The organism is Demequina lignilytica, from assembly GCF_030418375.1.
Classification (GTDB): Bacteria; Actinomycetota; Actinomycetes; order Actinomycetales; family Demequinaceae; genus Demequina; species Demequina lignilytica.
This window is the reverse complement of the sequence record NZ_JAUHPZ010000004.1, coordinates 87,840-104,746: the sequence shown is the minus strand read 5'-3', so window position 1 is coordinate 104,746 and position 16,907 is coordinate 87,840. Positions and strand designations below refer to the sequence as shown.

The 16,907-nt window shown below is 71.5% G+C and carries 14 protein-coding genes; 6 read left to right on the top strand and 8 right to left on the bottom strand.

Features of this window, described 5'->3' with window-relative positions:
• The first annotated feature begins 29 nt into the window (after positions 1 to 29).
• Genes pdhA through QQX13_RS08210 form a run of 3 tightly spaced genes read left to right on the top strand, consistent with a single transcriptional unit; the run spans position 30 to position 3,567 of the window.
• Positions 30 to 1,157 carry a pyruvate dehydrogenase (acetyl-transferring) E1 component subunit alpha gene (pdhA, locus tag QQX13_RS08220; protein WP_301119148.1) on the top strand — a complete coding sequence of 376 codons (1,128 nt, stop codon included), beginning with the start codon at positions 30 to 32 and terminating at the stop codon, positions 1,155 to 1,157.
• On the top strand, positions 1,154 to 2,167 hold the full coding sequence (locus QQX13_RS08215) for an alpha-ketoacid dehydrogenase subunit beta (RefSeq protein ID WP_301119150.1): 1,014 nt from the start codon (positions 1,154 to 1,156) through the stop codon (positions 2,165 to 2,167). The genes pdhA and QQX13_RS08215 overlap by 4 nt, the downstream gene beginning before the upstream one ends.
• A gap of 11 nt (positions 2,168 to 2,178) precedes the next feature.
• Complete coding sequence (locus QQX13_RS08210; protein WP_301153084.1) at positions 2,179 to 3,567, top strand: dihydrolipoamide acetyltransferase family protein; 1,389 nt, start codon at positions 2,179 to 2,181, stop codon at positions 3,565 to 3,567.
• Positions 3,568 to 3,571: 4 nt separating this feature from the next.
• On the opposite strand, the gene cysC is transcribed toward QQX13_RS08210, so the two are convergent.
• The 5 genes from cysC to QQX13_RS08185 are packed head-to-tail and all read right to left on the bottom strand — an operon-like array spanning position 3,572 to position 8,541.
• Positions 3,572 to 4,681: an adenylyl-sulfate kinase gene (cysC, locus tag QQX13_RS08205; protein WP_301153083.1), complete on the bottom strand. Its 1,110-nt coding sequence runs from the start codon at positions 4,679 to 4,681 to the stop codon at positions 3,572 to 3,574.
• Position 4,682: 1 nt separating this feature from the next.
• Positions 4,683 to 5,624: a sulfite exporter TauE/SafE family protein gene (locus QQX13_RS08200; protein ID WP_301153081.1), complete on the bottom strand. Its 942-nt coding sequence runs from the start codon at positions 5,622 to 5,624 to the stop codon at positions 4,683 to 4,685.
• A gap of 12 nt (positions 5,625 to 5,636) precedes the next feature.
• Positions 5,637 to 6,884, bottom strand: a complete 1,248-nt coding sequence (gene cysN / locus QQX13_RS08195; RefSeq protein ID WP_301119158.1) for a sulfate adenylyltransferase subunit CysN — start codon at positions 6,882 to 6,884, stop codon at positions 5,637 to 5,639.
• Positions 6,884 to 7,789 (bottom strand): sulfate adenylyltransferase subunit CysD, encoded by a 906-nt coding sequence (gene cysD, locus QQX13_RS08190; protein ID WP_301153079.1) that lies wholly within the window; start codon positions 7,787 to 7,789, stop codon positions 6,884 to 6,886. Before cysD ends, cysN begins: the two co-directional genes overlap by 1 nt.
• Positions 7,786 to 8,541, bottom strand: a complete 756-nt coding sequence (locus QQX13_RS08185) for an inositol monophosphatase family protein (protein WP_301119162.1) — start codon at positions 8,539 to 8,541, stop codon at positions 7,786 to 7,788. Before QQX13_RS08185 ends, cysD begins: the two co-directional genes overlap by 4 nt.
• A gap of 182 nt (positions 8,542 to 8,723) precedes the next feature.
• On the opposite strand from QQX13_RS08185, the gene QQX13_RS08180 reads away from it, so the two are divergent.
• Together QQX13_RS08180 and QQX13_RS08175 are read left to right on the top strand one after the other, a co-directional pair.
• A complete protein-coding gene (locus QQX13_RS08180; RefSeq protein WP_301119164.1) occupies positions 8,724 to 9,191 on the top strand; it encodes a hypothetical protein in 468 nt (155 codons plus the stop codon).
• Positions 9,188 to 10,213 carry a DUF2332 domain-containing protein gene (locus QQX13_RS08175; protein ID WP_301153078.1) on the top strand — a complete coding sequence of 342 codons (1,026 nt, stop codon included), beginning with the start codon at positions 9,188 to 9,190 and terminating at the stop codon, positions 10,211 to 10,213. The genes QQX13_RS08180 and QQX13_RS08175 overlap by 4 nt, the downstream gene beginning before the upstream one ends.
• Before the next feature lie 210 nt (positions 10,214 to 10,423).
• On the opposite strand, the gene QQX13_RS08170 is transcribed toward QQX13_RS08175, so the two are convergent.
• Positions 10,424 to 12,145, bottom strand: a complete 1,722-nt coding sequence (locus tag QQX13_RS08170) for an MDR family MFS transporter (RefSeq protein WP_301119169.1) — start codon at positions 12,143 to 12,145, stop codon at positions 10,424 to 10,426.
• Between the two features lie 70 nt (positions 12,146 to 12,215).
• Here QQX13_RS08170 and QQX13_RS08165 point away from each other — a divergent pair, with 70 nt between their 5' ends.
• Positions 12,216 to 14,066 carry a bifunctional copper resistance protein CopD/cytochrome c oxidase assembly protein gene (locus tag QQX13_RS08165; RefSeq protein ID WP_301153077.1) on the top strand — a complete coding sequence of 617 codons (1,851 nt, stop codon included), beginning with the start codon at positions 12,216 to 12,218 and terminating at the stop codon, positions 14,064 to 14,066.
• Positions 14,067 to 14,078: 12 nt separating this feature from the next.
• Here QQX13_RS08165 and QQX13_RS08160 read toward each other — a convergent pair whose 3' ends face one another.
• A complete protein-coding gene (locus tag QQX13_RS08160) occupies positions 14,079 to 14,924 on the bottom strand; it encodes a hypothetical protein (RefSeq protein ID WP_301153075.1) in 846 nt (281 codons plus the stop codon).
• Between the two features lie 54 nt (positions 14,925 to 14,978).
• The gene (locus tag QQX13_RS08155; RefSeq protein WP_301153074.1) at positions 14,979 to 16,361 is read right to left on the bottom strand and encodes a UTP--glucose-1-phosphate uridylyltransferase; all 1,383 of its coding nucleotides are present in this window, start codon (positions 16,359 to 16,361) and stop codon (positions 14,979 to 14,981) included.
• Positions 16,362 to 16,907 lie beyond the last annotated feature (546 nt).

Here is a 16,907-nt window from a genome sequence, read left to right as displayed (position 1 = left end):
GCAAGATTGATGCAAGGACGGAGGGACACGTGGACGCTCACGGACCGCTCTCGGACCAGGGTCTGGTCCAGCTGCTGAACCGCCACGGCGAGCGCCTCGAGGACGAGCGCTTCTCGCGGTACGCGGCGGACCTCGATCTCGAGGCGCTGCTCGCGATGTGGCACGACATGACGGTGGTACGGGCCTTCGACAAGGAGGCCACCAGCCTCCAGCGCCAGGGCGAGCTCGGGCTCTGGGTGCCGTCGCTCGGCCAGGAGGCCGCGCAGATCGGCGCCGGCCACGCCCTGCGCGAGTCCGACTTCGTGTTCCCGTCCTATCGCGAGCACGGCATCGCCCTCACCCGCGGCGTGGACCTGCCCGAGATCCTGCGCATCTTCCGCGGACTGCAGCACGGCGCGTGGGACGCGGCGGAGCACGGCTTCCACCTGTACACGCTCGTGATCGGTGCGCACTCCCTGCACGCCACCGGCTACGCGCTCGCCATGGACCGTGACGGGCTGGTCGGCACCGGCGCGGATTCGGACGGCGCGGTCCTCTGCTGCTTCGGCGACGGTGCGACCAGCCAGGGCGACGTCAACGAGGCTCTCACCTTCGCGGCCGTGAACAACGCCCCGATCGTCTTCATGGTGCAGAACAACCAGTTCGCCATCTCCGAGCCCACCACCCGCCAGTCGCGCGTGCCGCTGGCGCAGCGCGGCTCCGGCTTCGGCATCCCCGCCGTGCGCTACGACGGCAACGACGTGGTCGCGTCGTACGCGGTCGCGCGCTGGGCGCTCGAGCACGCGCGCTCGGGCCAGGGCCCGGTGCTCATCGAGGCGTTCACGTACCGGATGGGAGCCCACACCACCTCGGACGACCCGTCGAAGTACCGCAGCCAGGCCGACGAGTCCTACTGGGCCGAGCGCGACCCGATCGCACGCCTCGAGACCTACCTCCGCGCCCAGGGCGCGCTGACGGACGATGCGGTGGACGCCGCCGGCGTCGAGGCCAAGGAGCTGGGGCGGCGCACGCGCGAGGCGGTGAAGGGGTGGGAGCGGCCGCCCGCCGCGAGCATCTTCGACCACGTCTATGCCGAGCCCCACGCGACCGTCGAGGCGGAGCGTGCCTGGTTCGCCCGCTACGAGGCGTCCTTCGCGGACCAGGGGGTCCACGCATGAGCACCATGACCCTCGCGGGCGCGATCAACCGCGGCCTGCGCGCGGCGATGGACCGCGACCCGAAGGTGGTCCTCATGGGTGAGGACATCGGCCAGCTCGGCGGCGTGTTCCGCGTCACCGACGGACTGTGGAAGGACTTCGGCCCCGACCGCGTGGTCGATACCCCGCTCGCCGAGTCGGGGATCGTCGGCACCGCGATCGGCATGGCGATGCGCGGCTACACACCCGTCCTGGAGATCCAGTTCGACGGGTTCATCTTCCCCGCCTACAACCAGATCACCACGCAGCTGGCGAAGATGCACTACCGGTCGCATGGCGCCATCACGCTGCCCGTGGTCATCCGGGTGCCGTACTCGGGACACATCGGAGCCGTCGAGCACCACTCCGAGAGCCCCGAGGCGCTCTTCGCGCACACCGCCGGCCTGCGCATCGTCTCCCCGGCGACCCCTCAGGATGCCTACGACATGATCCAGCAGGCGATCGCGTCGCCCGACCCGGTGCTGTTCCTCGAGCCCAAGGCTCGCTACTGGGACAAGGGCGAGGTCGACGAGTCGCGCGTCGCCTCCCAGCTGGACGCCGACGGAGGCGCCTCCGCGGCGACCGCCGAGATGAGCCGGGGCCGGATCGCCCGCGAGGGCAAGGACGTGACGGTCGTGGCGTACGGGCCGTCGGTGCGTCTCGCACTGCAGGTTGCGGACGCTGCGGCCGCGGAGGGCACCAGCGTCGAGGTGGTCGATCTGCGGTCGATCTCCCCGCTCGACTCGGACACCGTGGTGCGCTCCGCCAAGCGCACGGGTCGCGTGGTGGTCGTGCATGAGGCCCCCACCGCCTTCGGCGCCGGAGCGGAGCTCGCGGCGCGCGTGATGGAGCAGGCGTTCTTCCACCTGCACGCCCCCGTCCTCCGGGTCGGCGGCTTCCACACGCCCTACCCTGGAAGCAAGTTCGAGCACGACTACCTGCCGAACCTGGACCGCGTGCTCGATGCCGTCGACCGCGTCATGACGCACTGAGAGGCCTGGGAATGCCCACCTTCGAGATCTTCCACATGCCCGACGCGGGCGAGGGCCTCACCGAGGCCGACGTGGTCACGTGGCGCGTCGCCGTCGGCGACACCGTCGAGGTCAACCAGCCGCTGGTCGAGATCGAGACCGCGAAGTCGCTGGTCGAGCTGCCCTGCCCGGTCGACGGCGTGGTGACGCGCCTGCTCGTGACGGAGGGCGAGACGGTCGAGGTGGGCGCCCCGATCGTGGAGTTCGACGTCGACCCCGGCGGCGAGGCGCCCCCGCAGGTGCCGGCGGACGATGCGGCGGCGCCTGCCGCCACTCCCGCGCCGGAGGCGCCCGCCCCCGCCCCCGCCGCGCCCGCGCCCGCCCCCGCCGCGGCGGACGAGCCGGCCCCGGCCGTGCTCGTCGGCTACGGGGTCAAGGCCGGGGCCGTGCATCGTCGCCCCCGCAAGGAGGGCTCGCTCGAGGCGATCGGCGGTGCCGGGGAGGCGAGCGAGTACCCGGTGCTCGCGAAGCCGCCGGTGCGCAAGCTCGCGAAGGAGCTCGGCGTCGAGCTCACCACCGTCACCCCGTCGGGCCCCGGCGGCCTGGTCACGCGCGAGGACGTCGAGCAGGCCGCGAAGGCGAAGTCGACCCGCACGCTCACCACCTACGACGTGAACGACGACCAGCCGTGGCTCGAGTCGGGCTACACCAGCGACGGTGGGCGCTCCACCCGCGTGCCGGTGAGGTCGGTGCGCAAGCGCACCGCCGAGGCGATGGTCAGGTCCGCCTTCACCGCTCCCCACGTCACGGTGTTCCACACCGTCGACGTGACCGAGTCGATGGAGCTGGTCAAGCGCCTCAAAGCGGACCGCGAGTTCGCCGACGTCCGCGTGACGCCCCTGCTGATCGCAGCGAAGGCCCTCCTGCTGGCGGTGCGCCGCCACCCGGAGATCAACGCGAGCTGGGACGACGAGGCGCAGGAGATCGTCTACAAGCACTTCGTCAACCTGGGCATCGCGGCCTCGACGCCGCGCGGCCTGCTGGTGCCGAACATCAAGGACGCTCACCGCCTGCCCATGAAGGAGCTGGCGATCGAGCTCGGCGAGCTGACCGCGCTCGCGCGCGCCAACCGCACCTCGCCGGCATCCCTCACCGGGGGCACCATCACCATCACCAACGTCGGCACGCTCGGCATCGACAACGGCACGCCGATCCTCAACCCCGGCGAGTCGGCGATCCTGGCGTTCGGGGCGATCCGCGAGCAGCCCTGGGTGCACGACGGCGAGATCAAGATCCGCTGGGTCACGCAGCTCGCGCTGAGCTTCGACCACCGTCTGGTCGACGGCGAGCTCGGTGCGCGTGTGCTGGCGGACATCGCGCGGGTGATGAACGACCCGGCGCAGGGGCTGGTCTGGGGCTGAGCCCTCAGATGATGTAGCTGCCCACGCCGCCGGTGATGGCGGCGAGCACCTGCTCGGTGCATTCCTCGATGGACTCGCCGTGGGCGCCGACGGTCACGTCGGCGTCGGTGGGGTCCTCGTAGGGGTCGGAGATGCCGGTGAACTCGGCGATCTCGCCGGCGCGGGCCTTGGCGTAGAGGCCCTTGCGGTCGCGTGCCTCGCACACCTCGAGGGGTGTGGCGACGTGGACCAGGACGAACCTGCCGGCGCGCTCGGCCATGGTGCGGACCTCGTCGCGCATGGACCGGTACGGGGCGATGGGGGCGCAGATCGCGATGCCGCCGTGGGCGGCGAGCTGGGAGGCGACCCAGCCGATGCGGCGGACGTTGAGCTCGCGGTCGGCGCGGGAGAAGCCCAGGCCTGAGGAGAGCATGGCGCGGACCTCGTCGCCGTCGAGGAGGGTGACGCGCTGGTGGGTCTCCGCGCGCAGGCGGCCCGTGAGCTGGCGGGCGATGGTGGACTTGCCGGAGCCGGACAGGCCGGTGAAGAGGACGACGAGGCCGTTGCCGCGGGGCGCGCGCTGACGTCGGGAGACGGTGACGTGGCCGGCGGTGGTGACCTCGGCGAGGTGGCTGAGGAGCTCGATGCGGGCGTCGCCGTCGAGGTGCTCGGCGGCGGGTTCGGGCAGGACGCGGACGGTGCGTCGGTCGCGCTGGGCGGTGTGGACCGCGCGTGACAGCGCCTCGGGGTCGCCGGCGTCGAGGTGGATGACGGGCTCGTCGCCGGGGACGTGGTCGTGGCCGACGGCGAGGACGGCGTGGTCGAGCAGGGGGCGGCCCGGTCCGGGGCGCAGGGGCGCGAACGGCGGGGTCGCGGGTTCGCGCAGGGCGGTGACGGTGCCGGCGACCCAGGTGCCTCGGTCGGTGGTGGTGGACTCGTCGACCTCGATCACCGCGATGGGAGTGGTCTCGGTGTCGAGCAGCTCGATCTGGCGGCCCGCGGTGACGTCGCGGATGAGGAGGGTGGCGACGTGCCCGGCGACCGTGGGCAGGTGGTAGCGGGGCCGGGTGCCGTAGGCGCCGGCGAGGACGAGCTCGAGCTCGTTGAGCTGGGTGCGGGTCAGCCTGAGCTGCACGTCAGTCTCCCTTGGTGGGCCGGGTCTTGCGGCGCTTGTCCTGGTGGATGAAGAACGAGAACCCCAGGGACCGGCGGATCAGGCCCCACGCGAGGGTGCCGCCGACGAGCGCGACGGCCAGGGCGACCAGGGTCCACTCGTTGGACACGCCGATGAGCTTGAGCCCGGCGATCATGAGCACGATCGCGAGGGCGCGGCGGACGATGCCGCCGGAGACCCGCGAGGAGATGTGCGCGCCGATGTAGGCGCCCGGGATGGAGCCGATGATGATGGGCCAGGTGACGGACCAGTCGACGTCGCCGAAGATGAGGTGCGCGATGGCCGCCGCGAACACGAGCGGAACGGCCTGGACCAGGTCGGTGCCGACGAGCTGGGAGGCCTTGAGGGTCGGGTACAGCGCCATCAGGGCGACGATGATGAGGGAGCCCGACCCGACGGAGGTCAGGCCGACCATGAGGCCGCCGACGACGCCGACGATGATGGTCGGGATGGGGCGGGCGATGACCTCGGGGCGTTCCTTGGGCAGGGGGGAGCCCTTGCCGTCGCGGGACTGGGCGCGCTCGCGCAGACGAAGGTAGGCGCGGGCGAGCAGGCCGGCGGAGGCGACCATGAGCACGTAGCCCAGGGCGTGCTTGATGAAGGCCTGCACCTCGGGCCCGGGGCCGATCCAGTGGGCGATCAGCACGCCCAGGAACGCGGCCGGTACCGAGCCTCCGACCAGCAGCTTCACGAGCGTCCAGTTGACGGTGCCGTTGCGCCAGTGCACCCACGAGCCCGCCGGCTTCATGGCGGCGGACGCGACCACGTCGGAGGACACCGCCGTCAGCGGTGGGATGTTGAAGAACAGCACGAGCACCGGGGTCATGAGGGCGCCACCGCCCATGCCGGTGAGCCCGACCACGATGCCGATGCCGAACGCGACGGCCAGCAGTGCCGGGTCCATGCGGGAGGGCTCCTAGCTGTGACGGATGACGCCCGCGCCGACCGTGCGGTTCGCGGACTCGTCGATCAGGATGAACGAGCCGGTGGCGCGGTTGTCGGCGTAGTCGTCGACCAGCAGCGGCGACGTGACGCGCAGCTTGATGCGGCCCAGGGAGTTCAGGCCCAGCTGGGTGGCGTCGGGGTCGCGGTGCAGGGTGTTGACGTCAAGCTCGTACGCGATGTCCTTGACCATCGCGCGGGCCATCCGCGTGGTGTGGAGGATGCCGTACTTCTTGCCGACCACGAGCGGCTCGGCGTCCATCCAGCAGATGGTGGCGTCGACGTCCTGGGTGGGCTCGGGGTGGTTGCCCACCCGGCACAGGATGTCCCCACGCGAGACGTCGATCTCGTCCTCCAGGCGCACCGTGACCGACTGCGGCGGCTGGGCCGTCTCGAGGGGGCCCGAGGGGCCGTCGATCGCGGCGATCTTCGACGTCATGCCGGACGGCAGCGCCATCACCTCGTCGCCGACCTTGAGGATGCCCGAGGCGACCTGTCCCGCGAAGCCGCGGTAGTCGTGGACGTCGTTGCGCATCGGCCGGATCACGTACTGGACCGGGAAGCGCACGTCCTGCAGGTTGCGGTCCGACGCGATGTGGACGTGCTCGAGGTGGTGCATCAGCGACGCGCCGTCGTACCAGGGCATGTTCACCGACCGGTCCACGACGTTGTCACCCAGCAGGGCCGACAGCGGGATCGCCGTCAGGTCGGGCACATCGAGCTTCGACGCGAACTGCGAGAACTCCTCGTAGATGTCGTTGAAGACGGCCTCGTCCCAGCCGACCAGGTCCATCTTGTTCACCGCGAGGACCAGGTGGGGGACCCGCAGCAGCGACGCGATGGTGGCGTGGCGGCGCGACTGCTCCGTCATGCCCTTGCGGGCGTCGACCAGGATGATCGCCAGGTCCGCCGTGGAGGCGCCCGTGACCATGTTGCGGGTGTACTGCTGGTGCCCGGGGGTGTCCGCGATGATGAACTTGCGCCTCGGGGTCGCGAAGTAGCGGTACGCCACGTCGATGGTGATGCCCTGCTCACGCTCGGCGCGCAGGCCGTCGGTGAGCAGCGCGAGGTCCGTGTACTCCGTGCCACGGGCCTTCGACGCGGCCTCGACGGACTCCAGCTGGTCCTCGAAGATCGACTTGCTGTCGTACAGCAGGCGCCCGATCAGGGTGGACTTGCCGTCGTCGACCGAGCCGGCCGTGGCGAATCGCAGCAGATCCATCAGAAGTACCCTTCCTTCTTGCGGTCCTCCATCGCGGCCTCCGACACCCGGTCGTCGCCGCGGGTGGCACCCCGCTCCGTGAGCCGCGTCGCCGCGGTCTCCGCGATGATCTTGTCCACCGTGTCCGCGTCGGACAGCACGGCGGCGGTCAGCGTCGCATCGCCGACGGTGCGGTAGCGCACCGTGCGCCGCTCGATCATCTCGTCCTCGCGCGGCTGGCAGAACTCGTTCGCGGCCATCCACATCCCGCCGCGGTGGAACACGTCGCGCTCGTGCGCGAGATAGATCGAGGGGACCTCGATCTCGCGCGACGCGACGTAGTCCCAGATGTCCAGCTCGGTCCAGTTCGACAGCGGGAACACCCGGATCGACTCGCCCTGGTGGACGCGGCCGTTGTACAGCGACCACAGCTCGGGACGCTGGTTGCGCGGATCCCACTGGCCGAACTCGTCGCGGAAGGAGAACACGCGCTCCTTCGCGCGGGCCTTCTCCTCGTCGCGGCGGGCTCCGCCCATGCACGCGTCGAACCTGTTCGACTCGATGGTCTCCAGCAGCACCGGCGTCTGGATCCGGTTGCGCGACCCGTTGGGCTCCTCGCGGACCGTTCCCTTGTCGATCGCGGCCTGCACCGACCCGACCACCAGCTGCAGGCCGTACTGCTCCACGATCCGGTCGCGGTAGTCGAGCACCTCGGGGAAGTTGTGACCCGTGTCGATGTGCACCACCGGCATCGGCAGCCGCGCCGGCGCGAACGCCTTCAGCGCGATGTGCAGCAGCACGATCGAGTCCTTGCCGCCGGAGAACAGCAGCGCCGGCCGCTCCATCTGCGCCACGACCTCGCGCACGATGTGGATCGCCTCGGCCTCGAGCGCATCGAGCTGGCTGAGAGTGTTCTGAGACGTCATGCGGTTCCTCCGTCGCGCTCGCCGGCCACCGCCGCGAGGATCGGTCCGGCCAGATCCGGACGGCACACCACCAGATCCGGAAGATAGGGATCTGCGCCATTGTAGACAAGGGGCGAGCCGTCGATGCGCGACGTGTGAAGACCAGCCGCTCGCGCGAGCGCGACCGGCGCCGCGGAGTCCCACTGATACTGGCCGCCCGCATGGACGTACGCCTCGACCTGACCGCGCACCACCGCCGCGATCTTGACGCCGGCCGAGCCCATCGGCACCAGCTCGGCGTTCAACGCGGCACGCACCGGCTCCGTCACCGCCGGTGGACGCGACCGCGACACCGCCAGCCGCACGGGAGCATCGGGAGCGCCCGCCGGCACCGCGGCGACCGACGACGAGTCGAGCACCAGGTCCTCCCCGGGGATCGCGACCGCGCCGAACACCAGCTCGCCCGCCTCCCACAACGCCACGTGCACCGCCCAGTCCGCGCGGCCCTCCGAGTACTCCCGGGTGCCGTCGAGCGGATCGATGATCCACACGCGATCCGCCGCCAGGCGTGCCGCCGAGTCCTTCGCCTCCTCGCTCAGCACCGCGTCGCCCGGGCGGTGCTCCGCCAGCAGGCCCGCCAGCAGCGCCTGCGCGGCCGCATCCCCGGCGTCGCCCAAGGCGCGACCTTCCAGGCCCGACACCTCGCGCACCCGCAGCAGCTCCTCGCCCGCAGCGCGCGCCAGCATCACCCCCAGCGCGGAGTCGTCGCGCATGGCCTGTTCCATCGGTCGCATCCCATCGTCGTCACGGATCGTCGGGACAACGGTAACGGTCCGCCTGGCCGTCGCGCGCACCGGTCGCCGCACCGAGGCGTCCCGGCGCCTGCCGCGCGGGCATCCCCGGGGCCGCCCGCTCCGATCGATAGGGTGAGGGCAACCGGCCGAAGGAGTGCGCCATGCCGACGACGCCCGACGACCCGCGGACGCCCTCAGCCGAGGGCGGTCCCCTCTCGCTCCCGGACGAGTGGGTGGGGATGCCTCCCGCCCGTCCGGAGTCCGCGCGGGGCGTGCCCGACGCCGCCCCGGCCGCCGGCACGTGGCCGGCCGCGGCTGCTCCCCTCGCCTCCTCCACGCACAACAGCCGCGCGCTGATCGGCGTGATCCTGGGCGGTCTCGCGGCCGCGGGGGCCGCGGCCGCGTGGGTGGGACTGGGATTCGTCCCGCTGCTCGGGGTGATCGGCCTCGGGATCGGTGGGATCGTCCTGTCCGCGATGGCGCTGACCTCGGTGCGCCGGGGCCTCGCCACCAACCGCGGTCTCGCCGTCACGGGCCTGGTGCTGTCGATCCTCGGAATCGTCGGAGTGGTCGCGCTCTACGCGTACGTGATCGCGCTGGTCGGCGCGCTCGTCGGCGGCACTGCTTGACCGACCGTCTATGGCACGCGGGTGACGCCGCCGAGCTCGGCGCCGTCGCGGAGGCGGTGCGCGCGTGGGCGCCGGCCGCGGCGGACTCCCCTCTCTACCTCCTCTACGCGACGCGCATCGCCGACGATCCGGAGCTGCTCGCCACGGTGGCGCAGATCCGCTCGACGCCGCCGCTCAACGTCCTCTTCGCCGCGGTGCAGCTGCTGCTCGCTCCCGACGATGCGCTCGCGGCCTGGTACCCGCGCCTCGGGGGTGGCCGTGCCGTGCACGACGGGGACCCGTACGGGGTGTTCCGGCGGTTCGTCCTCGCCCGCCACGGGGAGATCCTGGCGATCGCGCGCGCCAGGACGACCCAGACCAACGAGGTCGGCCGATGCGCCGCGCTCCTGCCCGTGGTCGCCGCCGAGGTCGCGAGCCGTGGGTGGGGTGCGGTGCACGCCGTCGACGTCGGCGCGGCGGCCGGGCTGAACCTGCTGATGGACCGGGTCGCGTACGACTACGGCGCCGCCCGGCTCGGCGAGGGTCCGTTCACGCTTCCCGGTCATCGTCGCGGCGGCCCGCCGGTGCCGGCGAGCGTCCCCGTGATCGCGTCGCGCACCGGGGTCGACCTCGCGCCGGTGGCCCTCGACCACCCCGAGAACGTCGCGTGGCTCGAGGCGCTCGTATGGCCCGAGCAGACCGCGCGCCTCGACCGGTTGCGCGCGGCCGTCGCCCTGCGCGGCGAGATGGAGGTCAGGATGATCGCCGGCGACGCGGCCGAGGTGCTGGGCCCGACGCTCGCCGGCCTGCCGCCGGGTCCGACGGTCGTATGGCACACCGTGGCGCTCTATCAGGCGCCCGCGGGGGTGCGCGAGGCGATCGACGATGCGGTCGAGGAGGCCGCGCGGACCCGTCCGGTGGTGCGGATCGGGATGGAGCCCCGGGGATACGGCATCACCGAGGTGCGGGTGGGTCCCCGGTACGCGACCGCGGAGACGGTCGCCCTCGCGCACGCTCACGGCGCCTGGTACGACGCTCCCTGATCCGCGCCCGGCGGTGTCGCCCGAGGGCCTCCGCGGTGGTGGAGGGCACCATCGGTGACGCTCCCGAATTCATGCGGGAACGCACGGGCCTGCGCCGACGCACCCGCGCGCATGGACCGACCGACGCGTGTGCACCCACCCATGTCTGCTCGTGCATGAATACGGGAGCGTCGGCGCCGATGGTCCCCGGGCCGCCGCGCGGGACGCCGGTCAGGGGCTGCGGTCGCCCTCGGGCAGGTCCGCGCCCTCCGTCCGGTCCGCATCGTCCGCTGCCGCCCCTCCGCCGATGGCGTGGTCGCCGTCGCGCATGGTCTCGAGCCCGGACTTCTCCCGCAGGGGCAGCTGGGGGAGCGCGATCGCCAGCGCGAGCCCCAGGATCGAGAAGAGCGAGGTCATCAGCAGCACGTTCGCGATCGCGTCCGCGAAGCCCGCACGGAAGGGCGCCGCGAGCACCGGGTCGAGCTCCGACAGGAACGACGTGTCATCGAGCGACAGCCCGTCGGCGGCGTCCAGCGACCCGCTCTGCACCACCGCGAGCACCTGCGCGTTCACGGGGTTCTCCAGCGTGGCCGGGTCCGCGACCACCTCCTGGAACTCGGGCGTCTGAGCCGCGACCTCGAACTCCTCCGCGATGTCCCCCGTGACCGAGGAGAAGAGGATCGACAGGAAGATCGCGGTCCCGAGGGAGCCGCCGATCTGCCGGAAGAACATGACCGACGCCGAGCCGGCGCCCATGTCGCGGGGCTCGACCGCGTTCTGCACGGCGAGCATCACGGGTTGCATGATGCCGCCGAGCCCGAGTCCGAACAGGAACGCGCCGAGGCTGAAGAACCACATCGAGCTCTCCGCCTCGAGCCGCGACAGCACCAGCCCAGCGACCACCAGCAGGGTCCCGCCGACCACGGGGAACGGCTTGTACCGGCCCGTCCGGTGGATGATGGGCGCGGCCGAGCCCGCCATCGCCATGATGCCGGTCATCATCGGCAGCATCGCCAGCCCCGCCTGCGTGGGCTCCATGCCCTTGGCGATCTGGAGGTACAGCGGCAGGCCCGCCATCCCCCCGAACATGGCGAAGCCCATGACGAAGTTGAGCCCTGTCGACACTGCGACCGTGCGGTTGCGGAACATCCTCAGGGGCAGGAGCGCATCGTCCTGCGCCGCCCGCTCGGCCACGACGAATCCCGCGATGCCCACGACCGACAACGCCGCCAGCGCCAGCACGCTCGGCGAGGTCCATCCCCAGGAGCGCCCCTGCTCCACCACGAGCAGCATGGGCACGATCGCGGTGATCAGTGCCGCGACGCCCCAGTAGTCGATGCGCGGATGATGCGGCGAGTGCGGCACGTGGAGCACGCGCAGGATCACGGCGAGCGCGATGAGCCCCAGCGGCACGTTCAGCAGGAAGATCCATCGCCAGCCGGCGACACCCAGGATCGCGTCGGCACCGGCGAAGAAGCCGCCGAGCACGGGGCCCAGCACCGATGCGATGCCCCACACCCCGAAGAACGCGGCCTGGTACTTGGTGCGCTCGCGCGGGCTGAGGATGTCGCCGACGATGATGAGGGCCAGCGCCATCAGGCCGCCCGCCCCCAGGCCCTGAAGCGCCCGATAGCCCGCGAGCTGGTACATGTCGCCCGCGGTGCCGCAGAGGAGCGAGCCGAGCACGAACAGACTCAGCGAGATCACGTACAGCGGCTTGCGCCCGTAGATGTCGGAGAGCTTGCCGTACAGCGGTGTGGAGATGGTCGACGCGATCAGGTACGCCGTGGTGACCCAGGCCTGCAGCGTGAGCCCGTTCAGGTCGTCACCGATGGTCCGGATCGCGGTCGCGACGATCATCTGGTCGAGCGCCGCGAGGAACATGCCGACCACCAGGCCGCCGACGATGAGGTTGATCTGGCGGCGGCTGAGCAACGGGGAGGGTGCGGGCATGGGGACCTCTCGCGGGTGAGGCACCGGGGTGCGAACAGCGTCAGCCTACGCGCGCCCTACTCTGGGAGCCATGTCCGCCGAGCTGCTCGTGACCGTCGCCGCGGGTCTGCGGGACGTCTCGATCGCGATGACCGCGGGAGCGCTGCTGATCATCGCCGGGGTGCTGCCGCGCGGCCACGCCGCGGTCGACCGGGCCGCCATGATCGCGCGCGTCGGCTCGATCGTCTGGGTGCTCTCCGCGCTCGGACACTCGATGGCGACCTACGCGTCGATCCGCGGCGAGCTGCCCGACGCCTCACGGTTCATCGAGGAGTGGTGGAGCTACTCGCAGTCGGTCGATCTGCTGGCCGCCTATCTCCAGGTGCTCGCTGCCGGGCTGGTCGCGTCCGTCCTGTGCACGCTCGTGCGCACCCCGACGGTCGCAGCCTGGTCGCTCGTGCCCGTCCTGTGGGCGCTCGGCTGGCTCGCGCAGACCGGGCACGCCGCGGGAGCCGCGGACCACCACCTCGCGACCTCGGCGATGTTCCTCCACCTGGCGGGCTCCGCGATCTGGCTGGGCGTGATCGGCGCCATGCTCCTGCTGCGGGGGCCGCTGGGCGACGATGCGAAGGCCGCGGTGCGTCGCGCCTCGCGCCTCGCGGTGTGGGCGGCGGCGGTGCTGATCGTCTCGGGCGCCGCCAACGGATGGATCCGGCTGAGCTCTCCGGCGGAGCTGGTCACCACGACCTACGGCAGGCTCCTGCTGCTCAAGATCGGGCTGATGTCGGTCGCGGTCGCGCTCGCGGTGCTCCACCGCCGGGTGTCCCTGCCGCGGCTGTCGGAGCGTCAGGTAAGGGAGCGCTTCTGGCGGGTCATGATGATCGACGTCGGCGCGCTCGTCGCGGTGGTGACCGTGGCGGCGGTGCTGGCATCGACCGCGCCGCCGATCCCCATCGAGCCCGTCGAGGAGCCGAGCCCCGCCTACTTCCTCACCGGCTACGAGCTTCCTCCGGCCCCCAGCGCGCTCAACTGGATCGTGCAGTGGCGACTCGAGATCATCAGCGCCTTCGTGCTGGTCGCGCTCGCGGTCCTGTACCTCCGCGGAGTCGCCGTGCTCCGCCGCCGGGGGGACGCGTGGCCTTGGTACCGGACCGCCAACTGGCTCGCCGGCATCGTCCTGATGCTGTGGATCACCCAGGGCGCTCCCTCGATCTACGGGATGGTCGCCTTCAGCTCGCACATGGTCGAGCACATGCTGCTGGTGATGGTGGCGCCCGTGCCGCTGACGTTCGCCGCGCCCATCACGCTCGCGCTGCGGGCGATCGAGCCGCGCCGCGACGGCTCGGTGGGCCCGCGCGAGTGGATCCGGGCCGTGGTGGAGTCGCGGTGGATGCGGTTCTGGGCCAACCCGATCGTGGCCGCCGTGAGCTTCGCGGCCTTCCTGGTGGCCTTCTACTACTCGCCGCTGTTCGAGTTCGCGCTGCGCAACCACGCCGGCCACCTGTGGATGATCCTGCACTTCACGGTGGTCGGGTATCTCTTCGTCAACGCGCTCGTGGGGATCGACCCGGGGCCGACCCGCCCGCGCTACCCCCTGCGCATCGTCCTGCTCTTCTCGACCATGGCGTTCCACGCCTTCTTCGGCGTCTCGCTCATGATGTCGACCGTGCTGCTGGCACCCACGTGGTTCGGTCTCATGGGCCGTGATTGGGGGCCCGACGCCATCACCGACCAGCAGTACGGCGGTCAGATCGCCTGGGGGATCGGCGAGCTGCCGGTGCTGCTGCTCGCGATCGGGATCGTCACCGCGTGGCGCCGCGCGGACGCGAAGGAGACCCGCCGGAAGGACCGACAGGCCGACCGTGACCAGGACGCGGAGCTGCGCGCCTACAACGAGATGCTGGCGCGCACCGCCGAGGAGGACGTCGCCCAGGAGCGCTGAGCGGCGCCGGGCTCAGCCCGGGCCAAGGAGCGGGTCCGCACGGAACTCGGCGACCGCGGCCTCGAACCGAGCCGTATGCGCCTGGATGAGTCGCTGGTCGGCGTCCCAGCTCACGAAGGGCTGCCGCTTGCCCATCAGGAGCGTGTCGTGGCCACCTAGCGCGTGACCAAGGCGGCGGTAGGGGCGCAGGCTCGCGGCCTCGACGGTGGACGGCAGGCGAGCACTCAGCCACGCGAGCTGCCGCCAGGTGAAGATGTTGGATGGGAGGGTGAGACGCTCAAGACCCACGAGCGCTCCCAGGGGTTCGACCCGGCCGTCGCGAGGGCGCGTCGCGCCGAGGCTCAGCGAGCGCAGCCCGGTCAACGCGCCTACCGGCTCGTACGTGTCGACCGTGACCGGGCTGGAGTTGCCACCCTCGATCTCGAGCTCGTTCAGGGAGACGCCGCGGGCCACATCGTCGAGGGCGCGCAGCTTGATGAAGTCGGTCAGATGGAGACCCTCGAGCGCGGGGGTGCGGGAAAGGTCCCACAGGTGAGCGCTTCGCTGGTTCCAGAAGGCTGACACCAGCCGCAGGTGGGTCATGTCCTCGAGCGGGCTCAGGTCCGCGATGCGCGGGCACTTCCACAGGTCGAGCGCGCTGAACCGCGATCCGTGCTCCGCGACCACGAGCTCGAACGTGCGTTGGTCGAGCCCGCTGACCCGGAGCGCCGTCGCCTCGGGCCGCTCGTCGAGCTGGGCGAGGTCCCGGGGATCGAGCCGGCCACCGTTGAGCTGCGGCTGCACGAGCGACACCAGCCACGTCGGTTCGCGGCGGTTCACCCGCCGCAGATCGAGCAGCGACCGTGGGCCCGCGGTCACCGCTGGCCCCGGCGGCGGATAGCGGAGCCGCCGGGCCACGACCTCATGCCGACGTCAGCCCTCGAGCACCGTGCCGTCGGGGATCACCTCGGCCGAGCCGGTGTCCTCGAGCCTCACGTCGCCCCGGCAGACCACGCCGGCGCCGAAGGTCCAGTCGCCCTTCACGGTGAGCGAGGTCGCGCCGCGCAGCGAGGGGGCGCCGTACGGGAAGCGGGCCTCGAACTTGGCCATGGTCTTGTAGAAGCGCGAGTCGAGGTCGACCAGCGGGGCCGTGTCGATCGCGAGCCGCAGTCCGCCGTCGTCGCCCAGGTCGTACGCGTCGGACCGGAGCAGCAGCAGGTCGTTGGTGGTCTTCACCGGCAGGAAGCGGTCGCGGCCGACCACGATCGACGTGGCGCCCTCGAAGACCTCGATCGCCGCGCCCATCGCGGTCTCGATCTGGAACACCTCGGGGCTCGAACCGTCGGTCGGGTCCACGTTCTTGACGTTGCGGATCAGGGGCAGCCCCAGCACGGCTCCACGCTCGGTCAGGGCGGCGTAGAGCTTCTCGAGGTCGAACCACAGGTTGTTCGTGTGGAAGTACGGGTGGTGGAACTCGTCGGTGAAGTAGTGCATCTCCTCGGGCGCGGTCTGCGCGGTGTCGCGCAGGATCAGGCGGCCGTCGGACTTGCGGACCGCGAGGTGGCCGCCCTTGCGGTCGGCCGCGGTGCGCGGGCACAGCTCGGCGGCGTAGGGCGCGCCCGAGGCGGCGAACCAGCCCGCGATCGTGGGCGAGGGGACCGAGCCGAGGTTGTCCGAGTTGCCGGTCGCAGCGTACTTGAAGCCCGCGTCCAGCAGCGCCTTGAGGATCCCGGAGCCGAGCAGCGCGGTGTAGATGTCGCCGTGACCCGGGGGGCACCACTCGAGGGTGGGGTCTGCTGGCCAGTCCACGGGCATCAGCCCGTCGACGAGCAGCTTGGGCTCCTGGTTCTGCAGGAAGTCGACCGGCAGGCCGTCGACGGCGACGTCGGGGTGGAAGCTCAGCGCGTTGAGCGAGTCCTCCTGGGTGCGGAACGAGTTCATGAGGATCAGCGGCAGCGGCGCCCCCGTGGCCTGACGGGCGTGCCGGACCTGCTCGACGATCAGGTCCAGGAAGCTCTTGCCGTCGCGCACCGGCAGCAGCGACTTGGCGCGGTCCATGCCCATCGACGTGCCCAGCCCGCCGTTGAGGCGGATGATCGCCGTCTTCGCGAACGCCTCGTTCGCGGCGGCCTCGTCGATCGCGACGTCCGCGAGCAGCGGCGGGTCCGTCAGCGGCTCGATCGTGTCCTCGAGGATCAGGCCGGTCGCGCCGGCCTCCAGCTCTCCGAAGTAGTGCGAGAAGACGTCGATCGCGGTCTGGTCGACCCCGGCGTCCCTCATCTTGGCCTGCGCAGCGAGAAGTCCAGGTGCGGTCATGGGCCCAGCCTAGGGCGTGGGACCGGGCACGGCCCCATGACCCCGATGAACAACGAGCGAACGTCGCCGGGGCATCCGCGCGACCGCCGACTTCTCCACAGATTCTGTCCACAGGTGTGTGAAAACACCGTTGGCCGTGCGGGGGAGCCGTGGATAACGATGTGGGGATCCGGTGGATGAGAATCGACCCCCCTCCACGCCTTGCGGCGCGCCCGGCACCCGAGTAGAAACGTGTCATTCGAGACGGGTCGCACCGGTTCGGCGGGGGGCGTGAGAGCGTTCCCCGTGACGGGCCTGAGCACCGATGGGGGACCTCTCCACCGGCGCCAGGGACGTCGCCGACGGAGCTCCCGGATCGGACTTCCCGGACAACGGCGGTCCGCATCCGCCTGCCCCAACCCCCGTGGGCAGGTGAGACCTGTGGGTGACGGCACAGGGGCTGACGGGCCCGGGAGGTCGGCCTTGGGGCGTCGCCGCGACGTGTGGACTTCGCGGACTCAAGTGCACTCGGCAAGGCCCCCCGGACCCGAATTCCGGGGGGCCTTC